Source organism: Paenibacillus dokdonensis (assembly GCF_004916975.1).
Lineage (GTDB): Bacteria > Bacillota > Bacilli > Paenibacillales > Paenibacillaceae > Paenibacillus_AQ > Paenibacillus_AQ dokdonensis.
The window spans coordinates 3,847,344-3,869,345 of sequence record NZ_STGQ01000001.1 but is presented as its reverse complement, the minus strand read 5'-3'; the positions used below and the strand labels follow the sequence as shown (position 1 = coordinate 3,869,345).

Genomic DNA, 22,002 nt, shown 5'->3' with positions numbered 1-22,002 from the left:
TCAAAATGAATAAACCTAAGAGGGCGGTGCAGACCGTCCTTTTTGGTTGTGAAGGGTTGGATTTTTCTTGAAAGCTGTCAAAGTTGTGATTGTTATTTTGGTCATTCTCCTGCTTGGAGCAGGCGGAGGGGCGTATTACATATGGAATGGCCTTCAGCCGGTTAAAGCGTCTGACCAGGCGACCAAATTCACGATTGAACCGGGCATGGGTACCTCGAAAATCGCCGATGTACTGTATAAGAATGGCCTCATTAAAAATGAATCTGTTTTTAAGGGCTATTTGAAGTGGAAAAATGAAGGCTCCCATTTTCAAGCCGGTGTTTATGAGGTTAAGCCTGGGGCCACATTCGATGAGCTTATTGCCAAGCTGAACAGTGGGGAAGTTGTGAAGGAAGCGATGACCCGTATTACCATTCCGGAAGGTTATACCATTGAGCAAATCGCGAAGAAGGTAAGTGAAGCAACCGGTACTTCAACGGAAGAATTTTTGAAGCTGGCAAATCACCCGGGAGATGAAGCGGTCGCTGCCTTTAAGGATGTTCCTGAAAGCGCTAATCTGAAGCATGCAGCAGAAGGATATTTATTCCCGGATACCTATGAATTTAAAAAAGGAACAAATGACAATGACATTTTTCATAGAATGATGGAGCAAATGCAAAGTAAACTGGACAATATTCCTGATTTGCAGCAAAAGCTTAAAGACCGGGGCATCACCCTGCATGAGCTTCTGACAATTGCATCGCTTGTTGAACGCGAGGTTGTGGTGGATGAAGAGCGGCCGCTGGTAGCCGGTGTCATCTATAACCGCCTGGATAAAAAAATGAAGCTTGAGATCGATGCCACGGTGCAGTATGCCCTGGCAGAGCCAAAGGAACGTCTGCTTTATAAAGATCTGAAGGTAGAGAGTCCATATAACACCTATTTGCATGATGGACTTCCGCCGGGACCTATTTGCAGTCCAAGCATCGCTTCCATCGAAGCGGCGCTGAGTCCTAAAGCATCCGATTATTTGTATTATGTCACCAAGAAGGACGGTTCGCATGAGCATTTGTTTGCCAAAACGTATCAGGAGCATTTAAAGAACATAAAGAAAAGCAATAGCACGACGAAATAAAAGAGGTGCCGTATGACTAAACAACATGAGCTTATGGTTACAGCCGGCTCATTGCAGGAATGCGCTGCATACATGGATGCGGGAGCAAGCGAACTGCTTATTGGTGATGCCTGTTACGGAATTAGAATGCCCGGATATTTTTCAGATTCGGATATTCGTGAAGCTGTGCGTCTGGGACAGGCCCGCAATGTCAAAGTAATGATGAGTATGACTAACATCATGACCAATGATATGCTCAGACTACTGCCGGACTATATTTTGTTTTTGAAGGATGCCGGCGTCCATGCGGTGGAATACAGCGATCCTTCCGTTCTTGCTGCAGTTAAAACTTATGCGCCTGAGATTAGGCTGCACTGGAACGGGGAGATGATGTCCACCAACTATGCCACAGCCAATTACTGGGGGCGTAAAGGAGCATCCCGCGTTGCTGCCGCCAAGGAGCTCAGCATGGATGAAATTCTGGAACTGAAGCAGCATCTGGAAATTGAAGCACAAGTTCAGGTACACGGTATGACGAATATGTACCATTCGAAGCGGAGACTGGTTGAAAGCTATATGATTCATCAGGGACGGCCAGTCAAGAACGGCAGTTTGGATAAAGACCGCGGATTGTTTCTCGTTGAGGCGGACCGCGTTCAGGAAAAGTATCCTATCTTCGAGGATGAACATGGAACGCATATTATGAGCTCGGATGATATCTGCATTTTGGAAGACCTTCATCTGCTGCTGCAGGCTGGAATCGAAAGCTTTAAGATTGATGGTTTTATGAAACCGGTATCCTATAATACCGCGGTAATTAAGGCATATCGATCGGCTATCGATGCTTATACGGCCGATCCCGGCAAGTATAAGTTCCGCGAAGAATGGCTGGATATGATCCGCGAGCTTCAGGACCCGGAGCGCGAGCTGACATTTGGATTCTTTTATAAGGAACAAGTCTACTAGGATGAAGAGGGAGGTGTCATAATCGTGGAGGAAGTGCTTTCTAAACCGATATACCGGGGGAAAAGGGTCCGTCTCGAAAAACCGGAACTGCTGGCACCTGCCGGAAATTTGGAAAAATTGAAATTCGCCATTCATTACGGCGCGGATGCTGTGTATATTGGCGGGCAAAAATACGGGCTGCGCTCGAATGCGGATAATTTTACATTTGAGGAAATGCGCGAAGGTGTGGAATTTGCAAAGAAATATGGGGCGAAGGTATTCGTGGCCACCAATATTTACGTGCATAATGAAGATATTGATGGCATTGAGCAGTATTTGCGCAGTCTCAATGATGCCGGGATATCGGCTATTATTGCTGCCGACCCGGCCATTATTGAAGTGGCACAGCGTGCCGTCCCATTACTTGAGGTGCATCTCAGTACGCAGCAGTCCACGTTAAACTGGCAGGCGGTGAAATTCTGGAAGGATGAGGGGCTTCCGCGCGTTGTTCTCGGCAGGGAAGCGAGTCTGGAAGAAATCGCAGAGATTAAAAACAATGTGGAGATCGAGATCGAAGCGTTTATTCATGGTGCGATGTGCTCATCGATCTCAGGCCGCTGCGTGCTGTCGAACCACTTTACAGACCGTGATTCCAATCGCGGCGGATGCTGCCAATCCTGCCGCTGGAAATATGATCTTTTTGAAGATGGCAGAGACCGTGAAGAAGAATCCGATATGGCGATGCAGCCAGCAGCTTTGAAACCGGGAATTACGCAGCTTCCTCTTTTTGAAGAAGAGGACCATGCCTTTACGATGGGATCCAAGGATCTGTGTATGCTTGAGCATATCCCGGATTTAATTGAAGTTGGCATCGACAGCTTTAAGATTGAAGGACGTATGAAATCCATACACTATGTAGCTACGGTCGTTAATGTATATCGCCAGGCGATTGATGCTTATTTTGAGGACCCGGACCATTATGTTCTTAAACCTGAGTGGCTGGATGATCTACATAAAGCTGCAAACCGCCCGCTGAATACCGGTTTCTTCTACGACATCCCAGATCATGAGGATCATATTTATGAGCCGGAGGAAAAGGCAGCTCCTTATGATTTTGCTGGACTGGTGCTCGAATATGATGAAGCTACCCAAACGGCGGTCATTCAACAGCGTAATTTCTTTAAACAAGGTCAGGAGATTGAGTTCTTTGGGCCAAAGGGAGCCTTTTTCAAGCAAACGGTGCATGAAATGTGGGATGAGGAGGGTCAACCTCTGGAAGCAGCCCGTCACCCGCTGCAGAGAATCCGCATGAAGGTAGATCAGCCGGTCGCATATTTCGACATGCTGCGCAGAAAACATTAGCAAGTCCCAGAAAATAAATTTTAGGCCGCTGACTCCTTGTGTACAGCGGTTTTTTTCATGCAAGAACGTATGGACCATTCGTATTAGGAAAATAGTTATAAAGAATTTTCCGAAAAACCAAAGGATAATGGTGGAAAATGTCGAAGAATAAAGTAGGTATTGCTTACATATTACGTGAGGCAAGAAATTAAAGTGGTAGGTGAGGAAATGGGAGAGGTTCAGAAGAAGGAACTTGAAGAAGGCAAGAAAAGCCGTTGGGGGAAACAGCGGAAGAAAGAGCAGCAGGAAGGGATAACTGCTACGGGTCAGGCTGATGCAAAAAAAGTGAAATTCAATTTGCGGAATGCGGGTTCCCGGATAGAGAAATTCAATCCTGCAAAATCAGTCGGTGTTAAGCTGTTTTTGATCTTTTTTATAGCGATTGTATCTTTTGTATTGATTCTAGGCCTAACGTCATACAGCAAGGCGAAAAGCACCATTAAGAATAATGCTGCTTCTGCGAACAAACAAACCATGATTCAAACATCACAGAAGCTTGATATTATTCTGAAGCAGTACGAGGATATTTCACTGCAAATCTTTTTTGATCCGGAAACACAATCATTGATTGATGATATGTCCTCATCAGAGATGAGTGCATATGATATGTTCGTTTTGAATGATAAGATCAGCAAAAAGCTGAGCAATCAGATTAACAGCAACAGTACGATTAAAGCCATCTATCTTGTTCCGCCGAAAGACGGACAGAATCCGATTATGGCTGGTAGCGGCGGCAGTGACATGAGTACGATTCGGGATGAAGTATGGTTCAAGCAAGCTCAGAGCCAGAGTAGACCCTATTGGGTTACATCGGAAAAGGGCAAGGATGGAGGGGAAAACTTCAAACTGGTCCGCCCTCTGCAAAGCTTAACTCGCGGAGGACAATCCTATGTGATCGTTATAGAACTGAAAACAGCTCTGATTGAGGATCAACTGAAGGCCATCAATTTGGGCACCGGCAGCAAGCTGCAGTTAATCTCTACCGATAACAAAGTGGCTGGTTCCAATCAAGACGATGAAGCAGGAGCTGCAACGAACTTTAATTTTATGAAAGATCAGAAAGACGCGGCTAACAGTTTTTATACGGAGGATACTCAGCGTCATAGTATCCTGGCCGTATATAACACCTTGGAAACGAACGGTTGGAAGCTGGTAGGTACAATTCCAACGGAACTGCTAGTGAAGGATGCTCAAGGCATCCTGTTCTTGACCCTAGGATTTGTATTGGTCGTAGTCATTATCGCCATCCTCATTGGATGGTGGATGATCCGTTTGATCGCAAGACCGTTAAGCCAGCTTAAGGATCTTATGATCGAAGGTTCAAAAGGAAATCTTAAAGTGCGGACAAATCATAAATCCTCCGATGAAATTGGTGAGCTGGGCATAAGCTTCAACCTGATGATGGATCAAATCACGAAGCTCGTACAGCAGACGAGCACAACTGCTCAAGCTGTTCTCGAAACGGCGAGTGAGCTGACGGATGCATCGAAAAAGACAGCTCTCTCTGCGAGAGAAATTGCTATAGCAACAGAGGAAATTGCCAATGGCGCGAGCAGCCTGGCTACTGAGGCGGAGCGCGGCAACGAGCTGACGGATAACATTTCGCGTCAAATGCAGCTTGTGGTGACGGCTAATGAAGAGATGGGCAGTGCAGCCCACCATGTCGAGCAATCCAGCGAGCTGGGTACGAAGCACTTGAGCAGTTTGATGGATAAGACGCATCAGACGGAAGACATGACGCGTTCTCTGATGCATAAAGTGGACAACCTGAAGCAAACGACAATGTCTGTTAATAAAGTCCTTGAGGTATTGCAGAATCTCACGAAGCAAACGAATATTCTGTCACTTAACGCAACGATTGAAGCAGCACGTGCGGGTGCCGCGGGCAGAGGATTTATGGTGGTCGCTGACGAGATCCGCCAATTGGCAGACCAGTCCAGACAATCGATTGATATGGTTGGCCAAATCACAGAGAAAATCATGAGTGAAATGAATGAAACGGTTGTGGCTTTACAGGAAGCGAATCCTTTATTCCAGCAGCAAATGGATTCGGTTAAAGAGACGAATGATATCTTTGTTTCTGTACAGGAGCAGATGGCTGATTTCACACAGCGCCTGGATTCCGTGACGCAATCGATCGAGACATTGAATCACTCGCAAGAAGTTCTGTCTGATGCCATGAGCAATGTCAGTGCGGTAGCCGAAGAGTCCTCCGCAACATCCGAAGAGGTTGCTTCGCTCAGTAATGAGCAGCAAAGCATCGGCAGCCAGCTGGTACAGTTATCGGGCAAACTCGAGAATGTGTCCAGTGAACTGAAGGAAACACTTTCACGATTCACGGTATAAGAAGAATATTTCGAAGAGTATTTGGAAATTACAGCTAAGAGGCTGTCCTCGAAGGTTACTGACCTTAAGGACAGCCTTTTGCTGTCTGCAGCGGTACACGGCATTGGTCCGATTGGAAGCCTTCAGAATAGGACATAATGGAAAAAACGTCGAAAAAGGGGACGGTGTATTTGTCATGTTTAAACAGAAACAGCGTGTCTTCTATGCACTGGTCATTCTGACAGGTATTCTGGTCGTTCTCATATTGAGATTGGCTTATATTCAGCTCATATCCCGTACCTCCAAGCTGCCGGACAGCGTATATACACTGCAGGAAATGTCGGTCTTCCAACGCGAGCGTGGAGTCGTGCTGGATTCCGGCAGGGGGAATATTTATGACCGGCAGGGGAAGCCCATTACAGGTGAAACCGTCTCTGCTGCCGTCCTATTTCCAATAGATAAAAAGTCTTTAAGCAATAAAGATGGCAGCATGGACTTGGTCGCCGCTGCTCTGGGTACCGATACGGCGAAGCTTACGAATATTTGGGATAAGCTCAGTGTGCCTGTTTTTTGGCAGGGAGTACTTAAAAACACACCACAGGCGCTAAATCAAAGCCAGGCCGAGCATATCTCCGCACTGAAGGTTAGCGGCATAGAAGTGCTTCCTTACACTCAAAGGTATGTAAACAAGCAAAGTGGTATGCAGTGGCTCGGTCACTTATCAGAGCTATCCGGTCAAAAGCATATGCCGCATACCGGCTTTGCATTCAAAGAAGGTGCTTCCGGTCTTGAGAAGACGCTGGAGCCGCTGCTGCGCGGCATAGGTCCCACGACCGCCTACTATTCCGTTGATGGTACAAACCGCTCGATTCCCGGCACGGGCATCCAATTAAAGTCACCTAACAATCCGTATTATCCGCTTCGGCTTCATACAACCATTGATCTCTCTCTTCAGCAACAAATCGAAGCGCTGACGCAGAAGGCGGGGATGAATGAAGGGGCTGTTATACTCCTGGATGCGAGCAATGCGGATGTGTTGGCTATGGTATCAAGGCCTTTTTATAATCCGCTCGATATCCATCCTGAACTCGGTGCCTGGAACAACAGGGCGGTACAGGCAGCTGCTCCGGGCTCTATTTTCAAAACCGTGGTGGCTGCGGCGGCGCTGGAAGCAGGAGTGACATCCACAGACGAATCATTCTATTGCTCAGGCGATTACGGCAAATATGGATTATCCTGCTGGAAACCCTCGGGACATGGATCTCTCACATTGGAACAGGCTTTCGCCGAATCCTGCAACATTGTATTTGCTCAGCTGTCGGAACGTCTGTCAGGGGAAGAGCTGGAGATCACAGCCAGCAGGCTAGGGCTTGGCCGTACCGTCGGGTGGGAAGCGAAGAATATGGCAGGGATGCCATTGCTGCAGCCATTGGATCATGAGGAAGCGGGAACCATTTATTCGAGTGAAGCCTCTACGCTCGATGGAGGCACAAGAGCCCAGTCCGGGATCGGGCAAAGGGATGTACGTGTAACCCCTTTGCAGGCAGCAAATTTGGTGGTCACGCTTTTACATGGGGGACAGGTTCGGGCACCACGTATTCTGGAGAGCCTTGTTTATGCGAATGGACAGGTCATGAAAGAATTCAAGCCGCATCTATCCCCTTCAGGAGCGGGAAGCATACGGCCAGAAACGGCCCGGCTGGTAAGCAGCTGGATGGAGAAGGTCGTTACAGATGGGACAGGTAAATCGCTGCTGAAAGCGAGGTGGAGGCTGGCAGGAAAATCAGGCACGGCGCAGGTTACGGTTCAGGGGCGGCAGCGTAACAACCAGTGGTTCATCGGGTATGGGCCTGTTGATCGGCCGAAATACGCTGCAGCCGTCCTGTTCCAAAATATGCCGACCGGAGGCAGTAATCAGGCTACAGCCTTATTCGGTGAGATTATGAATCTGCTTGCTTCTCAGAAATCGTAGGTTCCGGTGCTTTTGCGGCCATATCAAACGGGGAAACATCAAACTCTTCCTGCGGCAGTCGAATCCAGCGCTGCAAATACCCCTGCTGCAAAAGCTCTTTCAGCAAGATGAGCAGTACCGGTGACAGGATCAGGCCGGCAACGCCGAAGATGGAAAGTGAGATAATCATGAACGACAGCATGAGAAAGGCAGAGGAGATACCAATGGAATTACCGGTAATTCTTGGCTCCAGCAACTGCCGTGTCAGCAGGACAACGACGAGCAAAACGCAAAGTCCGATGGCAAGGCTGATATTTCCGACAATGAAAAGGTAAACGATCCATGGAATAAGGATGACCGGTACACCGACTAAAGGCAGAATATCAAAAACCGCACATACCAGTGCCAGTGACAACTCGTTGCCAGTACGCAGAATCAGAAGACCTATGTAAATCAGGACCAAGGTTATCAACACCATGATCATTTGGGCTTTTATGTATGAACCGATGGCTTTTAGAACGTAGGTTGTCAGGAACGTATAAGCATTTTTCAGGGTTTTAGGGGACTTGTCCTTGACAATTTTGCGCCATCCGCCAATTTCAGTACTGAGGAATAAGGCAAGAATAATCGCTACGCCAAAATTAGCCATAAATGATGAGAACGAGCTGAACAAGGATACCATATACTTTAAGAAGCTGGTGGCCCATCCGGTCGCGTAATCAGTGAAATTTTTGAAGTTTTCATTCATCTTATCAGTAATGTTCGGAGGCAGAGCTTCGATTTTATGCTGGAGAAATGCAGTTGTTTTGGTAAATGCCGATTGGATCATTTGTGTGTATTGGGGCAAATTATCTTGGACCTGGGCTATCTGGGAGACCACAATCAACCCGATGCCAAACAGGATGCCCAGAATGACAAGCACAAACAACAGGACCGAAATGGCTGCGGCGAGTGTCTTAGGGAGTCCTCGCCGGTGAAGGAATTTGGCAAGGGGCTCAATCATGAAAAAGACGAGAAAGGACAAAAAGACGGGGGCTGCGATCTGGTAAAGCTTGCTGAACACGTACATAATCAACAAGACGGTCAGCACAATCATCCCGATGTCTATAAAGGTCCTCCAGTATTTTTTGTACAGTGGAAGCATGTACGGACGTCACTCCTTAATGTTTGTATTTTAAGCATAACTAAATTTATAAAAAAACGCCTATTTCGCGAATGGCTGTGATAAAATAAAAGATAGCGTCTTTATATTTTTCATCGAACGTTTGATTTTTTATGCAGAAATGAGACGGGTTTCCTATACTGGTAACAGCCTTCCGCTCTTAGTTCATTCTATAGAGTAACCTGCCTTTCGGCAAGTCAAAGTCAATCAGAGAAAAGTGGGGATTATGACATGCAGACTTTGCTGCTTTGGTTGTTTTATATTTCATCTTTTTATGCGTTTATCCCCGGACTCATCACCCGTATTTTCGGGTTCCGCGTATTCCGGAAAGGTAGCGGTGAGCATGAATATGCGCTGACCTTTGATGACGGGCCTGACGCGGTGTATACGCCCAAGCTGCTTGATTTATTGAAGAAGTATGATGCAAAGGCGACCTTTTTCGTCGTTGGATCACATGCTGAGAACAATCCGGAGCTCGTAAAACGAATGCATGATGAAGGTCATCTTATCGGTATTCATAATTACATTCACAAATCGAATTGGCTGATGCGGCCAGCGACCGTGACGAAGCAAATTATGAAGACGGATAAGATTATTCACTCCATCACCGGAGAGCGTACGTCGTATTACCGTCCGCCGTGGGGAATCGTCAATCTCTTCGATTTGAAGAAACGCGGTGGCAAGTTTAAAATTGTGCTTTGGTCCGCCATGTTTGGGGATTGGAGAGAAAGAATCGGCGCGGATCGGTTAACGGAGCGGATTCTGAACAAGCTTCAGCCGGGAGAGGTACTTTTGCTTCATGATTGCGGCACGACGGCGGGTGCAAATCCCGATGCTCCACAGCAGATGCTGATTGCTCTAGAACGGGTGCTTCAAGAAGCAGAACAACGCGGGTTGAAGAGTATCCGGATTGACGAAATGATTAAGGCCAAGGAAAATGCTCCTGAAAAGAAGCTTTCCCGCGGCAAACTTGCTGTCGTCAAGCTATGGCTGATTTGGGAAACCATTTTTCACAAAGTGTTCCGGCTTAAAACGGTTAATCCCCATGATCCCTTGCTCCATTACCGGCTGCGTAAATACAGTGGCCAGACCGTTGAGTTGGATGATGGGGAGCTGCTTCAAAAGGGCGATAAAGTCGTAGAACTGCATTTTGATAATGAGAAGCTTTTCCGCTTTGGAATCAGGTCGCGCTCGACGGTGCATTTGGCTATACAAATGATTCGTTCTATGGAGAAGGAGCTGCCGGTTTTGGCGCATCAAGTGATGGGGATCGCAAATGCGAAGAATGCCAAAGCTCTGTATGGTGTCACCATGGTAAACCGCGGACCACAACAGTTCGGATTTCAGGTTCTTGATTTGAAGGACGGGCTTTTTGCAAGATCATCACAGCTTTATTTGAAATTTTTATTAAGCGTCATTCATCCGTCTGGACAGTCTCGTCTTAAGGAACATACGCAACGGTTGATTCCTAAAATGATCTTAATGCCTATTAGCGTCTTAATGGAACGGTATGCTGAAAATGGATCCCACCGCCCTCATCATGAAATGAAACGCGAAAGAGGGAATCAACCGGAACAAACGAATGACAACAATGAACTCAGCTTGAGTGCCTCGGCACAAGGACTTGAAAGTTCAACACCCGCCATCTAATCCATTATAAAATAAGAGCTCCGCAAGCCAAATGCTTGCGGGGCTCTTTTATATGTATTCTCTTGAACTGAATTTTCTATTTTCTAGAAATAAATACTTGCATTCCCACTATAAATAGAATAATATATGCTTATAGGAACATTTGTTCTGATATAGTGAGGAGGGGATCTTCCGATGTTTAAGAAGCTGGAATGCGTATGTATTCATACCAAGGATATCGATAAATCTTTGGCATTCTATACCATCATGGGGCTAAAAGAGAACTGGAGAATTGAACGAGTTCTGGATAGTGGGTTTATATGGACGCTGGTTGGATTGGTATTCCCGGAACTTAACAGCTCGGAACTCGTTCTCAGCAACCATCCTCAGAATCAGTCTACCGAAATTGAAATCCTTGTTGATGACGTACAGGAAACATATAACGAATTGAGCAAGCATGAAGAGATCGAGTGGATTGGCTTGCCATTTGAGACGGAATCAGGGCATGTCGCTATTATGCAAGCTCCCGATGGCAATGTTTTTGTTTTAGTTGGGAAATAAACATAACGATCGCTGAAATAGGGTTATTCGAATGCAGTCAACTTCGATTGTCTTTGTAATCAGTTTCATAACAAGAGGTGCTCCGAAAGTGGATTTATCTTCGGATTGGTGGCATCTTTTTTATATGCAGACATGAAGAAGGGGAGTACCACTGGTGTGAAACACCAGCGGTACTCCCCTTTTGTGAGAAGATATTATATTAGATCTTTAAGATGCCGCCTTGGCTGGCGTTGGTTACAAGCTTGGAATAACGGGCAAGATAACCGGTTTTTACTTTCGGCTCAAAGCCTTTCCACTCGTTGGTACGGCGGGAAGCCATTTCTTCTTCGCTCACCAGCAGTTCGATCTTCCGGTTGTTCAGGTCAAGCTCGATGATGTCTCCGTCATGAACGAAAGCGATCGGTCCGCCTTCGGCAGCTTCCGGAGAAATATGGCCGATGCTGATGCCGCGGGATGCGCCGGAGAAACGTCCATCGGTAATCAGGCCGACTTTGGCGCCGAGTCCCATGCCCACGATCTGGGAAGTTGGAGCCAGCATTTCCGGCATGCCCGGTCCGCCCTTAGGACCTTCATAACGGATAACAACGACCATGCCTTCCTTGACTTTGCCGTTCGCGATGCCTTCGAGAGCTTGCTCCTGGGAGTCGAAGCAGATGGCTGGACCTTTATGATAGCCGCCAACCGAGGCATCAACAGCACCGACTTTGATGATCGAACCTTCCGGAGCCAGGTTACCGTACAATACAGCCAGACCACCGCGCTCGGAGTATGGCTGATCGATTGGATGAATGACATTCTTGTCTTGAATTTCACAGCCGGCCACGTTCTCAGCGATCGTTTTGCCGGTTACGGTCATGCAATCGCCAAACAATGCATCCGGTTTTTTGAGAAGCTCGTGCAACACGGCGCTAACGCCGCCCGCAATATGAACGTCCTCGATGAAGTAATCGGAAGCAGGTGCAAGCTTCGAGATATGAGGTACGCGGTTTGCGACTTCGTTAATCCGCTCCAGCGGATAGTCGATGCCTGCTTCCTGTGCAAGTGCCAGGGTATGCAGGACAGTGTTAGTGGATCCGCCCATGGCCATATCCAGCGCGAAAGCATTGTCGATCGATTCGCGGGTGACGATGTCGCGCGGTTTGAGGTCCATTTTCACGAGTTCCATCAGTTGGCGAGCTGATTGCTTAACGAATTCTTTACGCTCTTCAGCGACGGCGAGAATGGTTCCGTTACCCGGCATCGCAAGGCCAAGAGCCTCTGCGAGACAGTTCATGGAATTGGCCGTAAACATGCCGGAGCAGGAGCCGCAGGTCGGACAACCGTATTGTTCGAGCTCCATCAGCTCATCGTCGGTGATTTTGCCAACCTGGTGGGCGCCAACGCCTTCGAATACGGAAGTAAGGGAAAGTTTGCGGCCTTTGCTGTCTACGCCGGCTTTCATCGGTCCGCCGCTGACGAAGATCGTCGGAATGTTCACGCGCAGCGCGCCCATCAGCATGCCGGGAGTGATCTTGTCGCAGTTCGGAATGCAGACCATTCCGTCAAACCAGTGAGCGGAAACGACGGTTTCCAGGGAATCCGCTATAATCTCGCGGCTTGGAAGGGAATAGCGCATACCGATATGGCCCATTGCAATGCCATCATCAACGCCGATGGTGTTGAATTCGAAAGGAACGCCGCCAGCTTCGCGGATCGCTTCCTTCACGATTTTACCGAATTCCTGCAGATGGACATGTCCTGGAACGATGTCGATGTAGGAGTTACATACGGCGATAAACGGTTTGCCGAAATCCTCTTCTTTTACGCCGGCTGCACGCAGCAGACTACGGTGCGGAGCGCGGTCGAAGCCTTTTTTGATCATGTCTGAACGCATTTTATTAGCTGCCATGATGTCTCTTCCCCCTATTTAGTGAATGTTTAAACCCATCTCGCTTTAGCGCGGTTACCGAAAGAAGTGCCCGAATAAACGATTTTAAATGAGTCTATCACAAAATGAGAGGTTTTTCTAGCAACGAATAAAGGTTTTAGAGCTGTCAGGAGCTGGTAATAGCAAGAAAAAAGGCATTCCCAATCCGCATTCGGATGGAAGATGCCTTTTTTCAGCCGTTGTTATGCTTTACGCAAGCTTATATTAGTTTTTTCCGCCTTTGCGGCCGATTTCTTTATAGAAATCCTTGTCATGAGAATCGGAAGTCGCTTCTCCGCCTTTGCGGCCGATTTCCTGATAAAAATCTTTATCATGGGATTTGGAAGTGGCGTCCCCGCCTTTTTTACCGATTTCCTGATAGAAGTCTTTGTCATGGTTCTTAGCGGTTGCTTCTCCACCCATACGTCCAGCTTCTTCTCTACTCATTTTACCGTTATTATTACGTGCCATTACAAATCACTCCTTGGTAGTCGTTTTTTGTTATTGTTGCGCGCATCATTTACTTACCACCTACTAAATGGGGTGAAACAATTAATTTATGCAATCATTGGTAAATAACTCACTTGCAGCCTTGAACTGTGTAGCCCTGCATTTAGACATTTTTTTTACCAATGCTGGTTTAAGTGATATGAAGCCATAACCTTTACAGCGATCTGCCCAAAGCGAAACGTTCCAGCCGAATAATCCATGTGACTGGCGGCTCAATTACAGGATGTGCTATTTTTCGCACGACAGGCTGGGCAAGAGCGATCGTCAGCAAAATAGCCCCGGCGATGAGCAGAAGTGCTGCCGCCGGATGGTGGATGTAGCTATACAGCCCCGACATGGTGGCCAAGCGGATGATAAAGCCGTGAAGTAAGAATACGTACAACGTACGGCGTCCCAGATCGGTCAATTGGCTCTCCCGGAAAGGTATCCAAGCCAGGAATGCAGCACCCGATATCAGCTGGAGTCCATATAGAGCTACCCGGTACAATCCGGCGTACCATTCGTGATGCCCGAGCTGCGTGTAGGTCATGCTGCCAAAGAGCCAGCCTTCCGGAATATGCAGTCCCCACAGGGCGATAATGATGAAGAGAATGGCCGATGCAGCAGCAGCGATTCTCTTTTTTTGCTTGGTGAAAAATTGCACAAAAGTCTGAAACGAAAAATGATAGCCAATGACAAAGAAGGGCAGGTATACAAAAGTCCGGCTAAAGCTAAGCCAAGCCCCGTCCAACCGGAGATAGCCGACCAGTACACCCAAAATCAGCGAAAGAGTGATTTGTACTGCCGGGCTTAATTTATGCATTCCCAATGTCAGCAGGCGCCATCCTACATGACTCGCGAGAAACCAGAGCAGCAGATAAGGGGCAAAAAACGAATGATGAATGTTCTGTAATCGAAAGAACGTAAGATCCAGAAACGAATACAGGCTTTGAAAAATAATATACTGCAGGCCGATTTGCAGCAGTGTATTGCGTCCCTTGGCGCCCCTGAGTCCGCCTTTGGCAAAGTACCCGGTCACGAATACAAACAGCGGCATATGAAATGTGAATATCCACAGATACAGCGCATGCATACCGTCCATTTGACGAATGAGAGGCTCGATGGCGTTTCCTATAAAAACGGTCAGGATCAATACAAACCGTAGATTTAAAAAGTAGGTTTCTCCCTGTTTGGCTAGTGTCTTTTCCATGATGATTCCCTCCATTTTCTTTCACCTTTAAAATACTACGCTTTGAAGGGATATATTGTGATTTTAATCACATGGAAAAACGCTAACATTCAATCTAAGTGTGTCAAAGCGATGAAATTGTTACATATTGACAACAAAACCTCATCCGCTGACAATAGGTACAGACTTTAAAAACGGAGAGGGGACTATTATGCAGCAGGATACAGCACTTTTGGCACCTGAACTGGTTACTTTCGGCGAAAGCATGGGATTGTTTACGGCACAAGACTCCCGGGGATTGGAGTATGCTTCTACTCTGAACAAGTCATTTGGCGGGGCAGAAAGCAATGTAGCTATTGGAGTTGGCCGGTTAGGACATCGCGCAGGCTGGTTCGGTGCGCTTGGCAGCGATCCAATCGGGACGATGATATATAAAGCGATACGTGGCGAAGGCGTTGATGTGTCGCGTGCTGTACTGAGCAGCGATGCTCCGACTGGCCTGATGATCCGTGAAAACACAGCAGGAAAGTCTTCGGTATATTATTACCGTAAAGCTTCGGCTGCAAGCCAAATGAAGGCAGAGAATCTGGACGCCTCCTATATTCAGAGCTCGAAAATTCTTCACGTGACCGGCATTACTGCAGCCATTAGTCCTTCGGCTTTAGCTTGTGTGGAGAGAGCCATGGATATTGCGCGAAGCGCCGGAGTCAAAGTCAGCTTTGATCCCAATTTGAGGCTCAAGCTGTGGACGCTGGAGGAAGCGCGCGGCGTTCTCTTGCGATTAGCAGAGAAAGCGGATTACTTCCTGCCGGGGCTGGATGAATTGAAGCTTCTTTACGATGTGGAAGAGGATGAGGCTGTTTTTGCCGAGCTGTCCCGTCTGAATGCAGTTTCCATTATTAAGGGCGGACCGGAGTTGACCTATGTATTGGAGCATGGTACCCTGACGGAAGTTCCTTATTTTAAAGCGGATCAGGTGCTTGACACTGTCGGGGCGGGTGATGGCTTCTGTGCGGGCTTCATTGCCGGACTGCTTAAAGGACAAACAACGGTGGAAGCCGTGCGTCTTGGCAACCTGATGGGTTCCATGGTCATCCAAGCCGTGGGAGATTGGGAAGCGCTACCAACCTGGGAGCAGGTGGAAGCAAAGCTTGAGCGGAAGATGCATATCGAAAGATAATTTGGGTCTGCAGGATTTTAAAGTATTACATAATTTAATGATTATTATTGTGAAATTCCAGACATATTCAGCCATCGCTGCAATCGATAGACATCCCGGTGGGATTTCCATATAATGAGTGAAAAGGAGCGTTTGATAGTGAAAAAACTCCAGGTATTACAGAAGATTACCGATAACGGGGTTGTGGCTGTGCTGCGGGGGGATTCTGCGGATCAGGTTTTCGCCATGGCGGAAGCGGCCATAGCCGGTGGAATTAAAGTGATTGAAGTGACATTGACGGTACCAGGCGCACTCCAGGCGATTGAGAAGCTGAGCCGCTTGTACAGCTGGAAGACCAGTGATCCCGAAAAATTTGCTGTGATTGGGGCCGGCACCGTGCTGGAGCCTCAGACTGCACGAGCTGCAATTATGGCTGGTGCCGAGTTCGTGGTAGGGCCTTCGCTCAACCCGGAAACGGTTAAAATATGCAATCTGTACCGCATACCGATTATGCCTGGCGTCATGACGATAGCTGAAGTCCAGCATGCGCTGGAGCTTGGGGTCGATATTGTTAAGCTGTTCCCGGGTAATTTATATGAACCGGGAATAATCAAGACAATGAAAGGCCCTATGCCGCAGGCTAACTTTATGCCGACTGGCGGAGTTTCGCTCTCCAATCTGAAGGATTGGATCCACGGGGGAGCTGTAGCCGTAGGCATCGGCTCAGACTTAACTAACGAAGCGATAAAGACTGGAAATATGGATCTGGTGCGTGATAAGGCGCAGCAATATATGCAAGCTTACCGAGACGCCAAAAAATAGAGAGCGATGAACGTGACAAAAGCCCCTCCAGGGCAATGCGGCAGCTCGGCCGTGTCAAAGCGGCTTATGAAGTCAGCCTGCCGTCCCCATGGGAGGCAGGCTGATCATGTATCCAATACATTATCGAACAAAATTAGAAAGTAATGGCATGGAACCCGATCATATGTGGAGGTGCACAGAAAGTGCAGAAGATTGAAACATTAGCCTCTTGGATTGAACAGAGTGATAATATCGTCTTTTTTGGCGGAGCGGGTTCCTCTACAGAGAGTGGCATTCCCGATTTCCGCTCCGCCGCGGGCTTGTACCAGACCGAGCAGCATTCTCCTTATCCACCCGAGCTTATGCTCAGCCGCTCTTTTTTCGTCAAGATGCCCGAAATCTTTTTTGATTTTTACCGCAGTAAAATGCTTCATCCGGATGCTCAGCCCAACGGCTGCCACCGGCTTCTGGCTAAGCTGGAGAAACAGGGGAAGCTGAAGGCCGTGGTGACGCAAAATATCGATGGACTGCATCAAAAGGCAGGCAGTAAAGAGGTTCTTGAGCTGCATGGCTCGGTGCACCGTAATTATTGCATGGGCTGCAGAAGCTTTTTCGGACTGGAACAGGTGATGGCCAGTAAGCATCTGGTTCCACGTTGCCCATATTGCCAAGGAATTGTGAAACCGGATGTGGTGCTTTATGAGGAAGCACTTGACCAGCAAGTGCTCATCAGCTCCATGGATGCGATCACGAATGCGGATCTGCTCATCGTCGGAGGGACGTCATTGACGGTTCATCCGGCAGCAGAGCTTGTATCTTATTTTGAAGGGCCGCGTTCGGTACTGCTCAATATGGACCCGACGCCTTATGACCAGAAGGCCAACCTGATGATCAAAGATAAAATTGGGGAAGTTATGGATCAGGTTAGTCGAATTCTCGGCATCTGAAGGTATTCAAACAGGGTTCAATGAGCTTTGTAATCGGTTTCTTGTCAAACCAAGCGAAAAAGAGATATGATATTTTCCAAGTAATGGCACCTTATCATAGAAAGGCGGATTGCAATGGTATATACACCTAGCGAAGCACGGTATGAAGAGATGGTTTATAACCGCTGCGGCCGGTCGGGACTCAAGCTTCCGGCCATATCTCTTGGCCTTTGGCATAATTTCGGCGGAGTGGATACGTTTGAGAATGCCCGCAATATGGTCACGCGAGCGTTTGATCTGGGCATTACCCATTTTGATTTGGCGAATAATTATGGCCCGCCTCCAGGCTCCGCCGAGGAAACCTTTGGAAGAATTCTCAAGCAGGACTTGAAGGGCTATCGGGATGAGCTGATCATCTCCTCCAAAGCTGGATACTATATGTGGCCGGGACCTTATGGCGAGTGGGGCTCCCGTAAAAATCTGATTTCCAGCCTTGATCAAAGCCTGAAACGGCTGGATCTGGACTATGTTGATATTTTTTATTCCCATCGATTCGATCCGAACACGCCGCTTGAGGAGACCATGATGGCACTGGATCATATCGTGCGTTCGGGCAAGGCGTTATATGTCGGTATTTCTAACTATACGGCCGAGAAGACGGCGGAAGCCATATCGATACTAAAATCTTTAGGTACCCCGCTGCTTATTCACCAGCCTAGCTACTCGATGCTCAACCGCTGGATTGAGAACGGCCTCCAGGACGTGCTTGATGAGAATGGTGTGGGCAGTATTGCTTTCACACCTCTTCAACAAGGCCTGCTTACCAATAAATATTTGAATGGTGTTCCGGATGATTCCCGGGCTGCGAGTTCATCCGTATTTTTAAACGTCAATGATATTACACCTGAGGTTCAACGTAAAATACGCGCATTGAACCAGCTTGCGGCGGCCCGCGGTCAAAGTCTGGCGCAGCTTGCTCTGGCTTGGGCGCTTCGCGGAGGCAAAGTCACTTCTGCCTTAATTGGCGCCAGCCGCGTCAGCCAGATTGAAGATAACGTCGCCGCCTTGAAAAATCTCGAGTTCAGCAGCGAAGAGCTGGACCGTATCGAGGCGATTTTGAAAACGGAAAGCGAGTCATAAATATCCTGCTCAAGACCAACGGCTTGAAGCCCGCATGCTCCTGATGGAGCATGCGGGCTTTTTTGCGAATGGAATGAAATTACGTACGGGTTAATAGAGACAGTCATGCAGAGATGTGGGGGAGGTTGCGACGAGCGTACGATAATGGCTTGGCGCATGACCGCATAGCCGCTTAAACTGACGCGAGAAGTATAAGGCATCGGTGAGCCCGACCGAGGCTGCGACCTGTTCAATCGAGAGCTCCGGCCTTTCTCTGAGGAGCTGGCGGGACTTATCGATCCGGAGCTTTAGAAGATACGTAACTGGAGACATACCGGTCTCTTTTTTGAAAATACGGGATAGGTATGCCCGGTTGTAGCCGAGACTTTCACACATTTGTTCAATCGATACGGGATGTGAGTATTGAGCGGACATATAGTGGATCATTTGCTTAACGGTCCTCTGCACCTGAGATTCGGTTCCTGTCAGACGGATTTCGCTGGTCAGAATCTCCCTGGCTTCGGAAAAAACAAGATAGAGATAACCAAGCGCAGCCATGTCTGCACTTTCCTTTTTACTATAAAAGGCATCCGCTATCCGTTTGATTGATGAGGGGATGAGGCTGTCGCTGCTGGTGAAAAGAACGGATTGCCCGCCGGAGAAGCCGGCTGAGTCTGCAAGTGCCTGGGCCTCGCTTCCGGAAAAAGCAGTCCAGCGATAGCGCCAGGGATCATTTGCATCCGAGGCGTAGCTGACAAGCCGGCCTGGATGAATGAGAAAGCAGCTTCCTTCTCCGAGCTCATAGGTATGATGTTCAGTGCGAAACATCCCCCTACCGCTTTCCACGTAGTGAAGCAGATAGTAGTCATATATTTTTGGTCCGACGATATGCAGCGGCTTGGTCTGGCTTTCACCTGCAAACAGCACATGCAGAGGGCTTTTATCATGATAAACCGGATTGGATGCCACGCTGTAGCTTTCCTGAACTGCCATAAGAAAGACTCCTTTTTTGTTAAGGTGGGTAATGATAGATGAAGGATATTGCTATTATAATCTCCAAGGTCACATATATCCATATAGAACAAACATAATTGCATTACGAAAGGCAGCGCTATTTTCTATAATAAAGTCAGGAAGTAACCATAAGGAAAGGATGGTGCATCACTAATGAAAACAGAATTACTTAAAAAGCAGTTTATTGAAAAGTATGGAGACAGCAAGCATGACGTGGAGGTGTTTTTTGCTCCGGGCCGTGTGAATTTGATTGGGGAGCATATCGACTATAACGGAGGTTATGTCCTTCCCGCAGCCCTTGAATTTGGGACGACATTGCTGGCGCGCCTGCGTGATGATGAGAAGATCCATCTCGCAACAACCAATTTTCCATATGAAAAGGAATTCAGCCTGAAGGAACTGGGCAAGGAAAAAACCGGTGAATGGGTAGATTATGCGGTTGGCGTGATGGTAGAAAATAAAAAATCCGGCTGTCCGGTCACGACAGGCTATGACCTGCTCTATCATGGAGAGATCCCGAATGGCGCAGGCCTATCTTCCTCAGCTTCCATTGAAGTGGTGACTGCATTTGCACTGCAAACAATGGAGGGCTGTGAAACAGACACAGTAAAAATTTCGCTGCTTTCGCAGCGGGCAGAAAATCAATATGTTGGCGTGAACTGCGGCATTATGGATCAGTTTGCCGTAGCAAACGGCAAGCAGGATCATGCGATTTTGCTGATGTGCGATACGCTTGAATATACGCATGTACCATTCCGTACGGGTGCTTATAAAATTGTTATCGGCAATACCAACAAACGCAGAGGCCTGGTGGATTCGGCTTACAACGAGCGCAGACAGCAGTGTGAAGCGGCTTTGGAAATTCTGAAGAAGGACATTCATGCGCTCAAATATTTGGCACAGCTGAAACCGGATCAGTATGAAACACTGCAGGATCATATTCTGGATGAAACGGTAAGACGGCGGGCGAAGCATGTCGTTGAGGAAAACCAACGGGTGCTTGATTCCGTAGAAGCTTTGAAAAATAATGATCTGGATCAATTCGGCAAGCTGATGAACGAATCGCATGAATCATTGCGTTATTTATACGAGGTGAGCTGCGAAGAGCTTGATGTCATGGTTGAAGAAGCGCAGCGCACTCCCGGAACACTTGGAGCCCGTATGACAGGAGCAGGATTTGGGGGTTGCACAGTTTCCCTCGTGCATGAGGATTCGGTAGAGCAGTTCGTGCAGCAAGTAGGCCAAGCCTATCAGGAGCGTACAGGACTCAAGGCTGAATTCTATGTTTGCGGAACCGGCGACGGCGTAAAAGAACTGAAGGAGGACAAATAAGATGGCTATTTTGGTGACAGGCGGAGCGGGGTACATCGGCTCCCACACGGTAGCAGCTTTATTGGAACGCGGCGAAGAGGTTGTTGTACTCGATAATCTGCAAACGGGGCATCGTAATGCGCTGCTCGGCGGCAAGCTCTATGAAGGTGATCTGAGAGATAAGGAGCTTCTGGCGAAGCTGTTTAGCGAAAATACTATTGATGCCGTTATCCACTTTGCTGCCAATTCACTTGTCGGCGAGAGCATGCAGAAACCGGTGAAATACTACGACAACAACGTATACGGTACACTGTGCCTGCTGGAAGCAATGGATGCTGCGAATGTACGTAACATCGTATTTTCCTCCACAGCAGCGACGTACGGCGAGCCGGAACGTGTACCGATTATGGAAAACGACCGCACACAGCCGACTAACGTATATGGGGAAACCAAGCTCATGATGGAACGGATGATGTCCTGGTTTGATCAAGTACTTGGTATCAAATATGTGGCTCTGCGATATTTCAACGCGGCGGGTGCGCATGACGGCGGAAAAATTGGCGAGGATCACCGCCCGGAAAGCCATTTGATTCCGCTCGTGCTGCAAACGGCACTGAAGCAGCGGGAAAGCATTGCCGTGTTTGGCGACGATTATCCGACAGAAGACGGAACCTGCGTTCGCGACTATATTCATGTCAGCGATTTGGCCGATGCCCATCTCCGTGCCGTTGATTATCTGCGCAAAGGAGAAAGCAGCAATGTATTTAACCTCGGAATCGGCGAAGGGTTCTCGGTGAAGGATGTCATCGAAACGGCGAAGAAGGTGACGGGTTTAGAAATTCCTGTGGTCATGCAAGCACGGCGTGCCGGTGATCCGGCGGTACTGGTCGCATCTTCCCAAAAAGCCAGAGAAGTGCTTGGCTGGAACCCGTCCCGCGAAAAACTGGAAGACATCATTCAAAGCGCATGGAGCTGGCATCAGAGCCATCCGCAAGGCTACGGCGAAGAGTAAGGGGGAAGA

17 protein-coding genes and 1 pseudogene are annotated in these 22,002 nt (G+C 48.0%); 13 read left to right on the top strand and 5 right to left on the bottom strand.

Annotated elements, in window-relative coordinates; all coding sequences use genetic code 11:
* Positions 1 to 67 precede the first annotated feature (67 nt).
* The 5 genes from mltG to E6W40_RS17840 all read left to right on the top strand — a co-directional run bounded on the left by mltG (position 68) and on the right by E6W40_RS17840 (position 7,736).
* The gene (mltG, locus tag E6W40_RS17860) at positions 68 to 1,114 is read left to right on the top strand and encodes an endolytic transglycosylase MltG (RefSeq protein ID WP_246073033.1); all 1,047 of its coding nucleotides are present in this window, start codon (positions 68 to 70) and stop codon (positions 1,112 to 1,114) included.
* A gap of 12 nt (positions 1,115 to 1,126) precedes the next feature.
* Positions 1,127 to 2,059, top strand: a complete 933-nt coding sequence (locus E6W40_RS17855; RefSeq protein WP_136606695.1) for a peptidase U32 family protein — start codon at positions 1,127 to 1,129, stop codon at positions 2,057 to 2,059.
* Positions 2,060 to 2,083: 24 nt separating this feature from the next.
* Positions 2,084 to 3,400 (top strand): peptidase U32 family protein, encoded by a 1,317-nt coding sequence (locus E6W40_RS17850; protein ID WP_136606694.1) that lies wholly within the window; start codon positions 2,084 to 2,086, stop codon positions 3,398 to 3,400.
* Positions 3,401 to 3,607: 207 nt separating this feature from the next.
* Positions 3,608 to 5,785: a methyl-accepting chemotaxis protein gene (locus tag E6W40_RS17845; RefSeq protein WP_136607060.1), complete on the top strand. Its 2,178-nt coding sequence runs from the start codon at positions 3,608 to 3,610 to the stop codon at positions 5,783 to 5,785.
* A gap of 175 nt (positions 5,786 to 5,960) precedes the next feature.
* On the top strand, positions 5,961 to 7,736 hold the full coding sequence (locus E6W40_RS17840) for a peptidoglycan D,D-transpeptidase FtsI family protein (protein WP_136606693.1): 1,776 nt from the start codon (positions 5,961 to 5,963) through the stop codon (positions 7,734 to 7,736).
* Here the strand turns inward: E6W40_RS17840 and E6W40_RS17835 are convergent.
* The gene (locus E6W40_RS17835; RefSeq protein ID WP_136606692.1) at positions 7,705 to 8,859 is read right to left on the bottom strand and encodes an AI-2E family transporter; all 1,155 of its coding nucleotides are present in this window, start codon (positions 8,857 to 8,859) and stop codon (positions 7,705 to 7,707) included. The two genes, E6W40_RS17840 and E6W40_RS17835, sit on opposite strands and share 32 nt — an antisense overlap.
* Positions 8,860 to 9,108: 249 nt before the next feature.
* On the opposite strand from E6W40_RS17835, the gene E6W40_RS17830 reads away from it, so the two are divergent.
* Together E6W40_RS17830 and E6W40_RS17825 are read left to right on the top strand one after the other, a co-directional pair.
* Positions 9,109 to 10,527: a polysaccharide deacetylase family protein gene (locus E6W40_RS17830; RefSeq protein ID WP_136606691.1), complete on the top strand. Its 1,419-nt coding sequence runs from the start codon at positions 9,109 to 9,111 to the stop codon at positions 10,525 to 10,527.
* A gap of 174 nt (positions 10,528 to 10,701) precedes the next feature.
* The gene (locus E6W40_RS17825) at positions 10,702 to 11,067 is read left to right on the top strand and encodes a VOC family protein (protein ID WP_136606690.1); all 366 of its coding nucleotides are present in this window, start codon (positions 10,702 to 10,704) and stop codon (positions 11,065 to 11,067) included.
* Between the two features lie 199 nt (positions 11,068 to 11,266).
* Here E6W40_RS17825 and ilvD read toward each other — a convergent pair whose 3' ends face one another.
* The 3 genes and pseudogenes from ilvD to E6W40_RS17810 all read right to left on the bottom strand — a co-directional run bounded on the left by ilvD (position 11,267) and on the right by E6W40_RS17810 (position 14,672).
* Positions 11,267 to 12,955, bottom strand: a complete 1,689-nt coding sequence (ilvD, locus tag E6W40_RS17820; protein WP_211147023.1) for a dihydroxy-acid dehydratase — start codon at positions 12,953 to 12,955, stop codon at positions 11,267 to 11,269.
* A gap of 249 nt (positions 12,956 to 13,204) precedes the next feature.
* Positions 13,205 to 13,444 (bottom strand): annotated as a pseudogene (locus tag E6W40_RS17815) (KGG domain-containing protein); the annotation flags it as partial.
* A 193-nt stretch (positions 13,445 to 13,637) separates the two neighbouring features.
* On the bottom strand, positions 13,638 to 14,672 hold the full coding sequence (locus tag E6W40_RS17810) for an acyltransferase family protein (protein WP_136606688.1): 1,035 nt from the start codon (positions 14,670 to 14,672) through the stop codon (positions 13,638 to 13,640).
* Between the two features lie 190 nt (positions 14,673 to 14,862).
* Between E6W40_RS17810 and E6W40_RS17805 the strand changes: the two genes are divergently transcribed.
* The 4 genes from E6W40_RS17805 (at position 14,863) to mgrA (ending at position 18,677) form a co-directional block, all read left to right on the top strand.
* A complete protein-coding gene (locus E6W40_RS17805; protein WP_136606687.1) occupies positions 14,863 to 15,831 on the top strand; it encodes a sugar kinase in 969 nt (322 codons plus the stop codon).
* Positions 15,832 to 15,969: 138 nt separating this feature from the next.
* Positions 15,970 to 16,632 (top strand): bifunctional 2-keto-4-hydroxyglutarate aldolase/2-keto-3-deoxy-6-phosphogluconate aldolase, encoded by a 663-nt coding sequence (locus tag E6W40_RS17800; protein ID WP_136606686.1) that lies wholly within the window; start codon positions 15,970 to 15,972, stop codon positions 16,630 to 16,632.
* 182 nt (positions 16,633 to 16,814) lie between these two features.
* Positions 16,815 to 17,558: an NAD-dependent protein deacylase gene (locus E6W40_RS17795; RefSeq protein ID WP_246073032.1), complete on the top strand. Its 744-nt coding sequence runs from the start codon at positions 16,815 to 16,817 to the stop codon at positions 17,556 to 17,558.
* Between the two features lie 114 nt (positions 17,559 to 17,672).
* Positions 17,673 to 18,677: an L-glyceraldehyde 3-phosphate reductase gene (gene mgrA / locus E6W40_RS17790; protein WP_136606684.1), complete on the top strand. Its 1,005-nt coding sequence runs from the start codon at positions 17,673 to 17,675 to the stop codon at positions 18,675 to 18,677.
* 90 nt (positions 18,678 to 18,767) lie between these two features.
* Here the strand turns inward: mgrA and E6W40_RS17785 are convergent, their stop codons facing one another.
* Positions 18,768 to 19,649, bottom strand: a complete 882-nt coding sequence (locus tag E6W40_RS17785; protein ID WP_136606683.1) for an AraC family transcriptional regulator — start codon at positions 19,647 to 19,649, stop codon at positions 18,768 to 18,770.
* 174 nt (positions 19,650 to 19,823) lie between these two features.
* On the opposite strand from E6W40_RS17785, the gene E6W40_RS17780 reads away from it, so the two are divergent.
* Both E6W40_RS17780 and galE read left to right on the top strand, forming a co-directional pair.
* Positions 19,824 to 21,002, top strand: coding sequence for a galactokinase (locus E6W40_RS17780; RefSeq protein ID WP_136606682.1), 1,179 nt, complete (start codon positions 19,824 to 19,826; stop codon positions 21,000 to 21,002).
* A gap of 1 nt (position 21,003) precedes the next feature.
* Entirely contained in the window at positions 21,004 to 21,993 is a 990-nt protein-coding gene (gene galE, locus E6W40_RS17775) for a UDP-glucose 4-epimerase GalE (RefSeq protein WP_136606681.1), read from the top strand.
* Positions 21,994 to 22,002 lie beyond the last annotated feature (9 nt).

What these genes read in the sequence shown, in the direction of transcription:
- E6W40_RS17805 (WP_136606687.1), top strand. Translation starts at nt 14,863, where the DNA reads ATGCAGCAGGATACAGCACTTTTGGCACCTGAACTGGTTACTTTCGGC.
- E6W40_RS17840 (WP_136606693.1), top strand. Translation starts at nt 5,961, where the DNA reads ATGTTTAAACAGAAACAGCGTGTCTTCTATGCACTGGTCATTCTGACA.
- E6W40_RS17825 (WP_136606690.1), top strand. Translation starts at nt 10,702, where the DNA reads ATGTTTAAGAAGCTGGAATGCGTATGTATTCATACCAAGGATATCGAT.
- E6W40_RS17830 (WP_136606691.1), top strand. Translation starts at nt 9,109, where the DNA reads ATGCAGACTTTGCTGCTTTGGTTGTTTTATATTTCATCTTTTTATGCG.
- E6W40_RS17845 (WP_136607060.1), top strand. Translation starts at nt 3,608, where the DNA reads ATGGGAGAGGTTCAGAAGAAGGAACTTGAAGAAGGCAAGAAAAGCCGT.
- E6W40_RS17785 (WP_136606683.1), bottom strand. Translation starts at nt 19,649, where the DNA reads ATGGCAGTTCAGGAAAGCTACAGCGTGGCATCCAATCCGGTTTATCAT.
- mgrA (WP_136606684.1), top strand. Translation starts at nt 17,673, where the DNA reads ATGGTATATACACCTAGCGAAGCACGGTATGAAGAGATGGTTTATAAC.
- ilvD (WP_211147023.1), bottom strand. Translation starts at nt 12,955, where the DNA reads ATGGCAGCTAATAAAATGCGTTCAGACATGATCAAAAAAGGCTTCGAC.
- galE (WP_136606681.1), top strand. Translation starts at nt 21,004, where the DNA reads ATGGCTATTTTGGTGACAGGCGGAGCGGGGTACATCGGCTCCCACACG.
- E6W40_RS17780 (WP_136606682.1), top strand. Translation starts at nt 19,824, where the DNA reads ATGAAAACAGAATTACTTAAAAAGCAGTTTATTGAAAAGTATGGAGAC.
- E6W40_RS17855 (WP_136606695.1), top strand. Translation starts at nt 1,127, where the DNA reads ATGACTAAACAACATGAGCTTATGGTTACAGCCGGCTCATTGCAGGAA.
- E6W40_RS17810 (WP_136606688.1), bottom strand. Translation starts at nt 14,672, where the DNA reads ATGGAAAAGACACTAGCCAAACAGGGAGAAACCTACTTTTTAAATCTA.
- E6W40_RS17835 (WP_136606692.1), bottom strand. Translation starts at nt 8,859, where the DNA reads ATGCTTCCACTGTACAAAAAATACTGGAGGACCTTTATAGACATCGGG.